The sequence below is a fragment of the Streptomyces sp. S07_1.15 genome (genome assembly GCF_020739505.1).
In the GTDB taxonomy this organism is placed as follows: Bacteria; Actinomycetota; Actinomycetes; order Streptomycetales; family Streptomycetaceae; genus Streptomyces; species Streptomyces xinghaiensis.
On the sequence record NZ_JAJBZK010000001.1, the window covers coordinates 2,629,750 to 2,642,396 of the forward strand.

The 12,647-nt window shown below is 68.1% G+C and carries 13 protein-coding genes and 4 pseudogenes; 6 read left to right on the forward strand and 11 right to left on the reverse strand.

The window, feature by feature from the left end; all coding sequences use genetic code 11:
* The first annotated feature begins 122 nt into the window (after window positions 1-122).
* Window positions 123-515, forward strand: coding sequence for a hypothetical protein (locus tag LIX60_RS11140; protein ID WP_227958297.1), 393 nt, complete (start codon window positions 123-125; stop codon window positions 513-515).
* A complete protein-coding gene (locus tag LIX60_RS11145) occupies window positions 515-1,021 on the forward strand; it encodes an SUKH-3 domain-containing protein (RefSeq protein WP_227958298.1) in 507 nt (168 codons plus the stop codon). The genes LIX60_RS11140 and LIX60_RS11145 overlap by 1 nt, the downstream gene beginning before the upstream one ends.
* A 194-nt stretch (window positions 1,022-1,215) precedes the next feature.
* On the opposite strand, the pseudogene LIX60_RS11150 reads toward LIX60_RS11145, so the two are convergent.
* Both LIX60_RS11150 and LIX60_RS11155 read right to left on the reverse strand, forming a co-directional pair.
* Window positions 1,216-1,527: pseudogene (locus LIX60_RS11150) on the reverse strand (tyrosine-type recombinase/integrase); the annotation flags it as partial.
* A gap of 207 nt (window positions 1,528-1,734) precedes the next feature.
* Window positions 1,735-2,160 (reverse strand): annotated as a pseudogene (locus tag LIX60_RS11155) (transposase); the annotation flags it as partial.
* A gap of 209 nt (window positions 2,161-2,369) precedes the next feature.
* Here LIX60_RS11155 and LIX60_RS11160 point away from each other — a divergent pair.
* On the forward strand, window positions 2,370-3,050 hold the full coding sequence (locus tag LIX60_RS11160; protein ID WP_227958299.1) for a DUF6193 family natural product biosynthesis protein: 681 nt from the start codon (window positions 2,370-2,372) through the stop codon (window positions 3,048-3,050).
* An 87-nt stretch (window positions 3,051-3,137) separates the two neighbouring features.
* Here the strand turns inward: LIX60_RS11160 and LIX60_RS11165 are convergent.
* Window positions 3,138-3,896 (reverse strand): annotated as a pseudogene (locus LIX60_RS11165) (tyrosine-type recombinase/integrase); the annotation flags it as partial.
* On the opposite strand from LIX60_RS11165, the pseudogene LIX60_RS31745 reads away from it, so the two are divergent.
* Window positions 3,897-4,148, forward strand: a pseudogene (locus LIX60_RS31745) (transposase); the annotation flags it as partial. It abuts the pseudogene before it with no gap.
* A gap of 141 nt (window positions 4,149-4,289) precedes the next feature.
* Here LIX60_RS31745 and LIX60_RS11170 read toward each other — a convergent pair.
* The 5 genes from LIX60_RS11170 to mca all read right to left on the reverse strand — a co-directional run bounded on the left by LIX60_RS11170 (window position 4,290) and on the right by mca (window position 7,907).
* Window positions 4,290-4,649 carry a hypothetical protein gene (locus LIX60_RS11170; protein WP_227958300.1) on the reverse strand — a complete coding sequence of 120 codons (360 nt, stop codon included), beginning with the start codon at window positions 4,647-4,649 and terminating at the stop codon, window positions 4,290-4,292.
* Window positions 4,643-4,954 (reverse strand): hypothetical protein, encoded by a 312-nt coding sequence (locus tag LIX60_RS11175; protein WP_227958301.1) that lies wholly within the window; start codon window positions 4,952-4,954, stop codon window positions 4,643-4,645. The genes LIX60_RS11170 and LIX60_RS11175 overlap by 7 nt, the downstream gene beginning before the upstream one ends.
* A 178-nt stretch (window positions 4,955-5,132) precedes the next feature.
* Complete coding sequence (locus LIX60_RS11180; protein WP_227958302.1) at window positions 5,133-6,329, reverse strand: helix-turn-helix domain-containing protein; 1,197 nt, start codon at window positions 6,327-6,329, stop codon at window positions 5,133-5,135.
* A gap of 347 nt (window positions 6,330-6,676) precedes the next feature.
* A complete protein-coding gene (locus LIX60_RS11185; RefSeq protein ID WP_227958303.1) occupies window positions 6,677-7,030 on the reverse strand; it encodes a hypothetical protein in 354 nt (117 codons plus the stop codon).
* Between the two features lie 4 nt (window positions 7,031-7,034).
* On the reverse strand, window positions 7,035-7,907 hold the full coding sequence (mca, locus tag LIX60_RS11190) for a mycothiol conjugate amidase Mca (RefSeq protein WP_043465358.1): 873 nt from the start codon (window positions 7,905-7,907) through the stop codon (window positions 7,035-7,037).
* Window positions 7,908-8,023: 116 nt separating this feature from the next.
* Here mca and LIX60_RS11195 point away from each other — a divergent pair, with 116 nt between their 5' ends.
* Complete coding sequence (locus LIX60_RS11195) at window positions 8,024-8,434, forward strand: DUF4307 domain-containing protein (RefSeq protein ID WP_227958304.1); 411 nt, start codon at window positions 8,024-8,026, stop codon at window positions 8,432-8,434.
* 143 nt (window positions 8,435-8,577) lie between these two features.
* A complete protein-coding gene (gene greA, locus LIX60_RS11200) occupies window positions 8,578-9,078 on the forward strand; it encodes a transcription elongation factor GreA (protein ID WP_019710334.1) in 501 nt (166 codons plus the stop codon).
* A 127-nt stretch (window positions 9,079-9,205) separates the two neighbouring features.
* Here the strand turns inward: greA and LIX60_RS11205 are convergent, their stop codons facing one another.
* The 3 genes from LIX60_RS11205 to ilvA form a co-directional block, all read right to left on the reverse strand.
* The gene (locus LIX60_RS11205) at window positions 9,206-10,066 is read right to left on the reverse strand and encodes an ABC transporter permease (protein WP_227958305.1); all 861 of its coding nucleotides are present in this window, start codon (window positions 10,064-10,066) and stop codon (window positions 9,206-9,208) included.
* A complete protein-coding gene (locus tag LIX60_RS11210; protein ID WP_125626441.1) occupies window positions 10,063-11,046 on the reverse strand; it encodes an ATP-binding cassette domain-containing protein in 984 nt (327 codons plus the stop codon). Before LIX60_RS11210 ends, LIX60_RS11205 begins: the two co-directional genes overlap by 4 nt.
* Before the next feature lie 317 nt (window positions 11,047-11,363).
* Entirely contained in the window at window positions 11,364-12,614 is a 1,251-nt protein-coding gene (gene ilvA, locus LIX60_RS11215) for a threonine ammonia-lyase (protein ID WP_227958306.1), read from the reverse strand.
* Between the last annotated feature and the right edge of the window lie 33 nt (window positions 12,615-12,647).

The following is a 12,647-nucleotide window of genomic DNA, read 5'->3' on the forward strand; positions in this document are numbered from 1 at the left end:
CGGCAACGCCGACGGCAACACGGGCGTACGCCAGGGCACTTCCACGCACACCCACGAACAGGCCAGAATTCGCTGACCAGCAGAAATGCAGGTGACGCCCGCCGAGCGAGCACACGTACTATGTGCTGGCGGGCGCCACGCCGGTCCTGGTCCATAACTGCGGTGAGGCATCCCTCGACGCACAGGCCGATGCGGGCGAGATTCGGGGAAGCGACTTCGCCGCCGAATACGAATCTCGGAGCGGCCATGTCTACCGATCGGACAACAAGGAGCCTGTCACCGCTCCGGATGAAATGGCGGAGATCTTCGAGCAGCAGGCCCACCCGATGAACGGTGGATGTGCGGAGATTCAGTGCCTGAGCAAGGCGTATGCAAGAGAAGGCGAACCGGGTATCCGAGGCGGGAACATGGCTGCGGTGCATGTGAGCGATACGCCCAAGGGTGATCACGGTGCTCCTGCCACCCCGTGCAAGGCATGCCGCCGAGTGATGGACAGCTTGGGAGTGAATTACTAGTGAGCGGCGAACCGGAGGATTTCACCTCCCGATTGAACCCGGCAACGGTTTCCGCCCTGCGGCAGGCTGGCTGGTACCCCGGGCGACACCTCGACGTGTCCTCCGACATCCAGTCTCTGGAGGCGCAGGGGTACATCCCGAGCCCATTGGCAACCGCCTTCCTCGAATCGTTCCGGGGCCTGAAGATTGGGCCGGCCCATGAGGACGGCCCCAACTTCATCAACGGCGAACCGTTTCTCGTCGATGCCGTGGGGGCTGGCGGCAGGCATCAGGACGAATCCTCGGCGATCGGCTCAGCCCTCGGCGGTTCATGGCTTCCCGTCGGCTGGTGGCTCAGCTATTCGCATGTCTTCATGCGGCCGGACGGGGCTGTGGCTGCTTACGCGAACGGCCTGATCTGGCGCATCGGAAGCACACCCTACGAGGGCTTGGACCTTATGGTGAGCGCGGATCGCCCGTTGATCTGCGTTCATGGGCCCGAGGGGATGAAGCCGTGGCCCAAGTAGGGCTCAGGCGCCCATCGGGAAGTGTGGATGAGCCATCAATCAGAACAAAGTCCGAGGAGTGGCTCTCAGAAGGCAGCGCCCAGAACGTTCTTCTGATTCCACGGGAATAGCCTAGAAGTGTGAATTCAAAAGCCCCACCGGCAATGGTGCCGGTGGGGCTTTTGGTTGCCTTGACGGCAACGGTGACGGCAACGTCAGCGGACTTCGACTGCGGCGGGTGGGTCGCCAGGATCATTGTCCCCGGTGCCGAGGGCATCTCCCAGGGCGTCGATGGCTTGGCGCTGGAGGCGGAGCCGGACGTGGGCGTAGACACCTGCGGTGACGCCGGTATGGGCGTGGCCGAGGAGTTCCTTGATGACGACGAGGTCGATGCCCTGCTCCAGGAGCAGAGTTGCGGTTGAGTGGCGCGGGTCGTGGAACCGGACGCGGCGGAGCCCGGCACGGCGGAGGAGTCGGCCGAAGCAGCGGGTGTGTCCAGTCCCAGTTGATGTTTGACGTTGTAGTCCCAGGTGCTGCTTGACGGTGGGCCTAGAACATCGGAAACCTTGTAGGGCTAGCCTCCCTGTTTCGCTTCGCCTGGCTGAGCTGGTCGGATCGCGGTGAAGCGGTGGTTTCGGTTGCTCGTGGCCGGGTGGGCATGGCCGGGGCCCGACGCGCGGGTCGGGTTCTCCAGGGTTCCTTGGGTCGTGGGTGGTCAGGGATGGTGCGGCGGTTCAGGTGGCCGGCCGTGGCAGGGCCGTGAGGCGGGCGAATGCGCTGGTCAGCTCGTTTCGCCAGGGCCAGGTCGCGGAGATCCGTAGGTGCAGGCGGCGACCGCCGCGGGTGATCCGGGCAGCTGTGTGCAGCAGCCGGTAGCGGAGCTTCTTCGGCTCGGCGGTGGCCAGTTCGCCTTCCAGCAGCAGGGTGCGCGTCCAGGCGAGTAGGTCGATGGCGGTCAGGGACAACTCCAGCCAGGCGGTGTTGATGCCGAAGTGTCGCGAGGGGAAGCGGCCGAAGCCGGTGGTCTTGCCGCAGCGGATGCGGTCCTCGACGCGGGCGTGCGCCCGGTGGCGGACTTCCAGATACTGCGGCGAGCCCTGGCCGTAGGGGGTGTCGGTGAGGAAGACCTGGTGGCGCATGCCTTCGTCGAGGTCGAACAGGAGATGGGCTGGATCGCCAGAGCTGTCGCTAATGGCGAACGGTCATGGCCCTCCATCAACTTCTACCGATCGAACGCGAAGAGGGCTCTTGAAAGAGTCGATGTCGCGGAACCAGATTGGGCCAATTTCGGTAGGCTCCGGCCCTTCATATCGGATGCAGGGAAGTTCTGTGGCTGCTAGCAAAACGAACCGAAGAAGGGCTCACGAGCATGGACGCGCTTGGCTCTGGTCTCTACCCAGACCTCTTCGCTGCGGGCGGCCTCATCTCGACGATGGAGCTAGTGTCGGAGGAGAATAATCTCGACCTAGGGCGGCTCTACAGTCACTACGCATCGGGACCTGGCCTGCTAACCACGGCTGAGCTGGATTCGAGTCGCGGAAGGGCCTCTGTTCAGCTCGGCAGCCAAAGCAGGACCTTCTACGTGGCAATTCAGGGGCAGGGGTTCACATGGGCTGAGGGCGCCACTGATGATCTAGACGATCTGATTGAGGCATTGGCTGCCTGGCGGGATGGCATTTCGGTGGATGACTTCGCGGGAAGGTTCCCATTCATGATGCCGGGGCGGCTGGCGAGAACCCACGAGTCGGGAGACTCGGTATCCGCTCAGTGGAATTGGTTGCGGACTGCTGAGGAATTCTCCGAGGAGCGCCCGCTAGTGGAAGCGGCCTACGCAGATGGTCGGTTCGGCTATTTCTTCCCAACTCTCAGTCATGGAACGCTACGGCTTAGATCGATGCGCCGACAGCGAGAGGCCCAGGAAGTGAGCATTACTCCACTTTCTGGAGGTTCCTACCGTGTGGAGAATCCTCGATTGCTCGACCCGACGGTCGTAGATTCTTTGAGGGAGGCTCTTACTGTGGCTTCTGAAGCTCTCACGAGTAACGAATGACACGTTCACTTCAGTAAATGAGGAGCCCCGCCGACCTTGGTCCGGCGTGGCTCCTGCGTTGGGTGACAGCAGTAGTTGACGGCAACGTCAGCGCACGAGAGCGGGGCAGGGCGGCGGTTCGTCGTCGTTGCTGTTGACCGTCTTGGCGAGCTCCGGGGTGCCGAAAACGGTGCTGAGGGTGTCGATGGCGTCGCGCTGGAGGCGGAGCCTTACGTGGGCGTAGACAGTGGCGGTGACGCCGATGTGGGCGTGGCCGAGGAGTTCCTTGATCACGACGAGTTCGACTCCCTGTTCCAGGAGCCGGGTGGCGGTCGAATGTCTGAGGTCGTGGAAGCGGATGCGGTGGAGGCCGGCCTTGCGGAGGAGCGTGATGAAGGTGCGTGTGATGTTGGTCGGGTCGATCGGTCGGCCTTGCGCGGTGGTGAACACGTGCCCGTCGTGCAGCCAAGAGGAGCCCGCGGTTTCCTGCTCGTGCTGCTGCTCCTGATGGAGCTTCAGGGACTGGACGCAGCGGTTGGGGAGGGCGATGCGGCGCTCGGAGGCCCGGGGCTTGGTGGGCACCGTGGTGAGCCCGCCGGTGCTGGTGCGCTGGAATGTGCGGCGGATTGCGGCGGTGCCCGCGTTGAGGCCGAGATTTTCCCAGCGCAGGCCGGGGAGTTCGCCCTTGCGGAGTCCGGTGTGGAGAGCGAGTTCGAACAGAGCGTGCAACCGGTGTCGGCGCGTGGCCTCGAGGAACTTGCGGGCTTCGTCGGCGGTGAGGGGTTCGAAGCGCCGGGGCCGTGGGGTGCCGGTACGGACGTTTCGCGCGACGTTGCGCGTGATCTCCTCCTCGGGCACGGCGTGCTCCTCGCCGAAGACCTACGCCGCCACTGGGAACGCCCCGTGAAGACCGAACAGCTCTCCCCGGCCCGCGTCCGGCGAGGGTTTCGCAACCTTCGCCGGAAGACGGCCCGTCCCACAGCTGCACCGAGACCGGGCAGGCCCGGCCCTGGACGTCCGCCCGGCAGCCGCAACCAGCACAAGGCCCACGTCCGGGACGTCGGCAAGACCGTGAAACGCGCCGAAACGATCAAGGAACACGAACAGCAGCGAGGTTGAACGTCAAGCTGAGGTACGCCCCCCGAGGCAGGGCAATCCCCGGAGTGGCCGTAGCCTCCGAGGACTCATAGGGTGCGATCCGCTCCGGCCAGGGCGCGACAGCTGCGCGGCCGGAACGGAACGCGTATGGCGGCGGCCAGGTCAGGCGCGCTGGGTCGGTTGCGAGGCGTTCAGCTCGTCGTCCTCGTCGACGATGGCGTCGAGGTCTTGGTAAGCCGGCGAGGGCAGGCGCTCGCCCCGGCTCACCGCGATCCGATGCACATTGGCCAGTGCCTCGATCAACTGGACCGTCAGCAGGTGCAGTTCACCTTGCGTCCACTGCCGATCATCCAGAACACGTTGTGCTTCCTGGATGACTTCACGGGCCAGACCGAGCTGGGCCGACTCCACGTTGTCCGCGAGCCGGGACAGGTACCCGGTTCCCTCACCCGCGAGATAGCACGGCTTGCCGTCCGATCCGGCCCAGGGCAGCAGACGCAGCTGACCCGCCGGGCTCACCATGCCCGTACCCCAACTCCGCCGACCAGCCCGGCCTCGATGTCGACGCCGTGTACGGCCAGCCGCACGACACGTCGCCGTGCCCGTCGGTGCTGTTGCTCCCGGCGCTCGTGCTCGACCAGGTACGGGCGAACCAGCCCGATTTCCTCACCCGGCAGTACCGGGGAAGTTGATGCGCGGGACGGACGCGCGATCGGCGCCTCCACAGAGAGGCCGGTAGATGGTTGATCGGGGCTGCGATGGCGGCCCGGCGCGGGCAACAGCAGCCGCAGCAGCGGCTCGAAGATACGGGCGATACAGTGCGGCACGTCGACGCTCCTTGTCAGCGTTGACCATGCCCCCGGACCGTTCTTTCCCCAAGCTCTCAACTTCGTTCGAGCAGGGGAGACCCCAATGGTCTCGGGGGTCCTGACGAGACGTCAGCCTGCCGACCGGCGGTGCACGGCGGTTGCACCAAGAAGTGCAATCGCCCTTGCTCGGGATCTGCTATATCCCGACCCACTCCGCGTACTGCGCCAGCGAATTGCTCCGCGTCCGTTCCTGCCGCCTCAGGGCGAGTACCGTCTCTCGAACGGTCGGGTGGTAGCGGGTCTGCTGCGGGGCGATACGCCGGGCCTGGTGCAGGCAGTCCAGCGCCCGCTCCGGGTGGCCTGACCAGGCATGGGCACGGCCGAGGTCCATCCAGTGGTGCCCTGCCCGGGAACGGGTCCAGCCGCGCGGAATGCGGACATCCTCGGCGAGTTCGATCGCACGTCCGAAGTCGTCGGCCTCCGAGGCGATGGCCACAGCGTGAACGCCGACGTTCACCGGTCCCCAGCTGACGCCGAAGTCGGGCAACTCCCCTGTGGCCAGGGCGAGGGCACGGGCTTCGGTGAGGCGGGCGTCGGCGTGGTTCCGGTCCTTCATACGACCCGCGATCGTCGCGGCGCGCAGGTGCAGCATGCCCCGCATGGCCTCAATACCTGCCGGTCGGCGTGACTCCTGGCCATCGAGGTCCCGTAGGGCCCGGTCGACCACCCGCAGACCCACGTCGTACCGCCCGGACGACATCGTGGTCTGCGCACGCAGGACGGCATGCATCGCGACCAGGCCCGGCTCGTCGGCGCGCGGCGCGGTCCACGCCAGCCGGTCCAGCGCGACGGTCGCGAGATCGAGGAAGCCGAGCTTCCATGCCACGGTGAACACACAGCGGAACGTCTCCGCCAGACACTCGTAGGCCAGCCGCTGCTCTTCCCCCGTACTGGTGTGCACGGCATGCACCGACTCATCGATGAGAACGGGCAGATCGCGCACCATGTCCGTGTACTGCGCCTGGCGGCGCTGCTCCAGAGAACGCTGGACATCCGCCCAGATCAAGGCAGCCGGACGCGGAGCTGTCTCCCAGTCCAGCGCGATGTCCCAGTTCTCCAGACCTTCACGGATCGGCTGGATCAGCGCGTCCATCCGGTCCCGGCGCAGTTCCTCGGCGTACGGCTGCCCCAGCAACTCGGACGGGGAAACACCCAGCGCGCGGGCACAGGCAGCGACAAGAGCCGGGGAGGAGGGTTTCTGCCCGCATTCCACCTTCGACACCAGCGACTTCGACACATGTGCCCGCATCGCCAGTCCCTGCTGCGTCAGACCGCGCTGCTTCCGGATACGGGCGATCCGAGCACCAGCGTGCTCCTCAGTGCTCTGCGACACGGCGAACTCCGTTCTGCGGCAACACTCCGACGGTACCCCCGCCAAACCGCCCGGGATCAGCCGAACAAGGATCACCCGGACGGCCACCTGAGCCGCATCTGCCAGCCCGAGCATCCGACCACACCCCAGCCGAACGACCAGCCGACGGCCACGGCGTACCACCAAAGCGGCCCTAGCGTGGAGGCGTCGCTGGTTGAACCAGTCGATGTACTCGGCGACGGCCATCTCGACATCGTTGATGCCGGTCCAGGGCGCGGTTCAGCGCGCGGTCCGCCCCGGGTCTCCGTCCCCTCTGCCGTCTGTGCGGAAGGGAGCGGCGGCCGGCGCGGACCGCGCCGGGCCCGGTGTCAGTCCCCGGTACCGGCGGCGGGGCGGTCGGCCCCGCCGGTGCCGGTGCCGGTGGTCCCGCCCGTCCCGGAAGCCGTGCCGGAAGCCGTGTCCGAGCCGGCCGCCTTGCGGGCGGCCGGGACGGTCTCCCCCTCGCCGGCGGTGTCCCCCTCCTGGAAGTCGATCTTGGTGAACTGCTTGCTCATGTTCTTCATCAGCAGCCAGACGGCCCCGCCGAGAAGAGCGAAGACGATGAAGCCGAGGACACCGGGCGTCACCTTGTTCTCGTCCAGCTCCTTCGCGAGCGGGACGAGCTGGGTCATGGCCTGGTTGCCCCAGGCGGAGGCCAGGGGGAGGGTGCTGTCGATCGTCATGGGGTCAATTCTCCCGGATGCCCGCGAAGAGGTCGTCCTCGGGGAGGGAAGTCTCCACGTGCGACTTCACGAGCTCGTACTCCTCGGTCGGCCAGACCTCCTGCTGGATCTCCATCGGCACCCGGAACCACCCCCCGTCCGGATCGATCTGGGTGGCGTGCGCGATCAGCGCCTTGTCCCGGACGGGGAAGAACTCGCCGCACGGCACATAGGTGGTCAGGGTCCGGTCCTTGCGGGCGAACTCCTCCCAGCGCTTGAGCCACTCGCCGTAGGGGGACTCCATGCCGCGGTCCAGCAGCGCCTCGTGCAGCGCGAGGGTGCGGGGCTTGTTGAAGCCCTGGTTGTAGTAGAGCTTCAGCGGCTTCCAGGGCTCCCCGGCCTCCGGGTAGCGCTCGGCGTCCCCCGCGGCGTCGAAGGCCACCATCGAGATCTTGTGGGTCATGATGTGGTCGGGGTGCGGATAGCCGCCGTTCTCGTCGTACGTGGTGATCACGTGCGGGCGGAACTCGCGGATGAGCTTCACCAGCGTCCCGGCCGCCTCGTCCACGTCCTGCAGCGCGAAGCAGCCCTCGGGCAGCGGCGGCAGCGGGTCGCCCTCGGGCAGCCCCGAGTCCACGTAGCCCAGCCAGGCCTGTTTCACGCCGAGGATCTGGCGGGCCTCGTCCATCTCCTTGGCCCGGACCTCGTGGATGTGCTCCTCGATATAGGGATCACCCTGCAGCTTGGGGTTGAGGATGGAGCCCCGCTCCCCGCCCGTGCAGGTCGCGACCAGCACGTCCACCCCCTCGGCTACGTACTTCGCCATGGTCGCCGCGCCCTTGCTCGACTCGTCGTCGGGGTGGGCGTGCACCGCCATCAAACGCAGTTGCTCGGTCAAGACTCATCCTCGGTCAGTGGTCTCGGCCCCCTCCGCCGCTCGGAGACGGCGCCTTCTATAGTGACCGAAGCGGGAGCCTATTCATTCCACCGTTCCCGGGCCCCGGAGGAACCACGATGACCGCCACGCGCACCCCCCTCCCCGAGGGCCGGTACGGCCGCTCGGCCGACGAGCGCACCGACCGGGTGCTCAAGGTCACCGGAGCGGTGCTGGGCGCCGGGCTGCTGGCGCTTCTGGGCTGGTTCGGCTACTCCTACGTGTCCGGCCAGGACGTGACCGGTGAGCTGATCAAGTTCCAGGTGGTCTCGGACGACTCCGTGCAGGCCCATCTCGAGGTCCGCAAGGACGCCGCCACGCCCGGCCTGTGCACCCTCCGCTCGCTCTCCGAGTCGGGAGCCGAGGTGGGCTGGAAGGACGTCCGCTTCGACGAGCGCGAGGACCGGATCGACAAGGTCGTGACCGTCCGCACCACGGAGCGCGCCACGGCCGTGGAACTCCTCGGATGCCGCCCCGCGCCCGGCGCCTGAGCTGCGCACACCCGGACGTACCGGTTTTTCTCCCTTCCCTTTTCCGCCGGAATTGTTAGGCTCGTGGTTTCGCCCACCCGTGAAGGCGCAAACCCTACGGGTAGGGCGTTGCTTTGTATTCCCAGCACGGACGAGGAGCACCTGTGACCCAGACCAGCGACAACGTCACCTGGCTCACCCAGGAGGCGTACAACCAGCTCAAGGCCGAGCTGGAGTACCTGTCGGGTCCCGCACGCACCGAGATCGCCAAGAAGATCGAGGCGGCTCGGGAAGAGGGTGACCTGCGGGAGAACGGCGGTTACCACGCGGCCAAGGAGGAGCAGGGAAAGCAGGAGCTTCGCATCCGCCAGCTCACCCAGTTGCTGCAGCACGCCAAGGTCGGTGAGACGCCGCCGGACGACGGCGTGGTGGAGCCGGGCATGGTCGTCACGATCGCCTTCGACGGCGACCCGGACGACACGACCACCTTCCTGCTCGCCTCCCGTGAGTACGCCAGCGCGTCGAGTGTGGAGACGTTCTCCCCGCAGTCCCCGCTGGGCCAGGGAGTGAACGGCAAGCGCGTCGGCGACGAGGCGCAGTACGAGCTGCCCAACGGCAAGATGGCCTCGGTGAAGATCCTGGAGGCCAAGCCCTACAAGGGCTGAGCCCGCCCCCGGCCGCCGCGGCCGGCCCCACGCAGGGCGGAACCCCCGGTGGAAACAACCGGGGGTTCCGCCCTGCGTGGCCCTGTCACGGCGACCGCCGCCCGGCCGGAGCCGGGCGGCGGTCCGTTCAGGCGGCCGCGGAGCGGTACTTCCGCACGGCGAGCGTGCGGAAGACCGCGATGATCAGCACCGACCAGAGGACGGACGCCAGCACCGGGTTCTGCATGGGCCAGGCGTCCGCCACCGGATAGCCGGCCGGGAGGTTGCCGAACAGCTCCCGGCACGCCTGCACCGTCGCGCTGAACGGGTTCCACTCGGCGATGTGCCGGAGGAAGGTCGGCATGTTGTCGGAGGGCACGAAGGCGTTCGAGATGAACGTCAGCGGGAAGAGCCAGATCAGGCCGCCCGAGGTGGCCGCCTCCGGGGTCCGGACGGAGAGCCCGATCAGCGCGCCGATCCAGGAGAAGGCGTAGCCCAGCAACAGCAGCAGGGCGAAGCCCGCCAGCATCTTGAGCACGCCCTCGTGGATCCGCCAGCCGACGATCAGGGCGACGACCGCCAGCACTATGACGGTCAGGGTCGTCTGCACCAGGTCGGCGAGGGTGCGGCCGGTGAGCACCGCGCCCCGCGCCATGGGCAGTGACCGGAAGCGGTCGATGAGGCCCTTGTGCATGTCGTCGGCGATACCGGCACCGGCGCCCGCGGTGGCGAAGGTCACCGTCTGGGCGAAGATGCCCGCCATGAGGAATTCCCGGTACAGCTCCGGGCTGAGGCTGCCGCCCACACTGATGGAGCCGCCGAACACGTAGCTGAACAGCACCACGAACATGATGGGCTGGATCAGCCCGAAGATGACCATCTCCGGGATCCGCATCATGCGGATGAGATTGCGCTTGGCGACGACCAGGGAGTCCTTCGCGGACTGGACGACCCCGCCGCGCGGGCGCGGGGCGGCCGTGGCGGCCGCCGTCTTGGTCACGGCGCTCATGTGGCGGCCTCCTCGGGCTGGGCGTTCTCCTCGGCGCGGCTCTCGGCCGCATGGCCGGTGAGGGAGATGAAGACGTCGTCGAGGGTGGGGCGGCGCAGACCGATGTCGTCGATCTCGACGCCGCGGCCGTCGAGTTCGCGGATGACCTCGGCCAGGAGCTTGGCACCGCCGGTGACCGGAACGGTGATCCTGCGGGTGTGGTCGTCGACGCTGAGCTCTCCCTTGCCGAAGCCGCTCAGCACCTCGGTGGCCGTGGCCACCTGATCCCGCTCGTGTACGACGACCTCGACGCGCTCGCCGCCCGTGCGGGCCTTGAGCTGGTCGGAGGTGCCCCGGGCGATGACCTTGCCGTGGTCGATCACACAGATGTCGTGGGCGAGCTGGTCGGCCTCCTCCAGATACTGCGTGGTGAGCAGGAGGGTGGTGCCGCCGGCGACGAGCTCCTGGATGATCGACCAGAGCTGCTGCCGGTTGCGGGGGTCGAGGCCGGTGGTCGGCTCGTCCATGAACATCACGGGCGGGCTGACGACGAGGGCGGCGGCGAGGTCGAGACGGCGCCGCATACCGCCGGAGTAGGTCTTGGCGGGCCGGTCGGCCGCGTCGCTGAGGTTGAAGCGTTCGAGCAGCTCGACGGCGCGGGTCTTCGCGTCGCGCGCGCTCATCTGGTAGAGCTGCCCGACCATCTGGAGGTTCTCGCGGCCGGTGAGGTATTCGTCGACGGCGGCGAACTGGCCGGACAGGCCGATGGAGCGGCGGACTTCGTTGGGGTGCTTCAGCACGTCGATGCCCGCCACGACCGCGGAACCGCTGTCGGGCCGCAGCAGGGTCGTGAGGACCCGTACCGCGGTGGTCTTCCCGGCACCGTTCGGGCCGAGCAGCCCGAGCACCGTGCCTTCGGGGACGTCGAGGTCAACGCCGTCCAGTGCCCGCACAGCGCCGAAGGTCTTCACCAGACCCTCGGCGTAAATGGCGCCTGGCATGGAAAGTCTCCTGGTGTTATTGACTTTTTAAGATGAATTGTGTGCTCTGCCCGACTCCGCCGGGCGGCGGACAGCCTCCGCGACCCGGCGCCGGGGGGAGAGTGAGCAGAGCGGCGCGGGGACGCCACCTTAGCGCACTCACGATATATCGCGTCAGCCGGACACGTAGGTTCCCGGTCCGGCCCGGCCCCCGGCCGGATCACGACCGTCTCCCCGTTCTCCCCGTTCTCCTCGTTTCCCCGTCCCCCTCACGCGTCTCCCGTTCTCCTCGCGGCCGCCTCCCCGGCCGCGTCACGGGCGGCGCACCGCCCGTCCCCTCACGGCAGGACCGTGTAACCGGCCTCCCGGATCGCCTCCCGTACCTCGGCGCAGTGCTCCGGCCCCTGGGTCTCCAGCCGCAGCTCCACCTCCGCCTCCGAGAGCCCGAGCCGCGGATCGGTCCGGGCATGGCTCACGTCGAGGACGTTAGCGTCCGCCTCTGACAACACCCCGAGAAGCGTCGCGAGCGAACCCGGACGATCCGTGAGCCGCAGCCGCAGCGAGAGATACCGGCCCGCCGCCGCCATGCCGTGCCGCAGGACGTGCTGCAGCAGCAGCGGATCCACGTTCCCCCCGGAGAGCACCGCCACGACCGGGCCCTCGAAGGACTCCGGCTCCGACAGCAGCGCCGCGACCGGGCTCGCGCCGGCCGGTTCCACCACGAGCTTCGCCCGCTCCAGGCACAGCAGCAGCGCCCGGGAGAGCGCGTCCTCGGTGACGGTACGGACTTCGTCCACCAGTTCGCCAACGATTTTGAACGGCACGTCGCCCGGCCGCCCCACCTTGATGCCGTCCGCCATCGTGGACAGCGACCCCAGCGCCACCGGGTGCCCCGCGGCCAGCGAGGGCGGATAGGCCGCCGCGCCGGCCGCCTGGACCCCGACCACCTTCACCCGCGGCTGCAGCGCCTTGACCGCCAGCGCGATCCCCGCCGCCAGCCCGCCGCCGCCCATCCCCACCACGATGGTGCCGACCTCGGGGCACTGCTCCAGGATCTCCAGCCCCACCGTGCCCTGCCCGGCGACGATGTCCCGGTGGTCGAAGGGGTGGATGAACACCGCGCCCGTCTCCCGCGCGTACTCCTGAGCGGCCCGCAGCGTCTCGTCGACGACCTGCCCGTGCGTCCGCACCTCCGCCCCGTACTCGCGGGTCGCCGCCACCTTCGGCAGCGGGGCGCCGACGGGCATGAAGACGGTCGACCGCACGCCCAGCAGGGAGGCCGCCAGCGCGACGCCCTGGGCGTGGTTCCCCGCGCTCGCCGCGACGACGCCGGCCGCGCGCTCCTCCGTCGTCAGCCCCGCGATCCGCACATAGGCGCCGCGCAGCTTGAAGGAACCGGTGCGCTGGAGGTTCTCGCACTTCAGATGGACAGGCGCGCCCACCAGCCGGGACAGATGCCGGCTGCCCTCCATCGCCGTCACCCGGGCGACCCCGGACAGCATCTTGTGCGCGGCGCGCACATCCTCCACGGTGAGCACGGACGGGACGGCGGACTTGTGGTCCGCTTCGCAGCCATTGGTTGCAGCCATGCCGCCAGTCTCGCAGGGCCCCCGGGTCCCCGG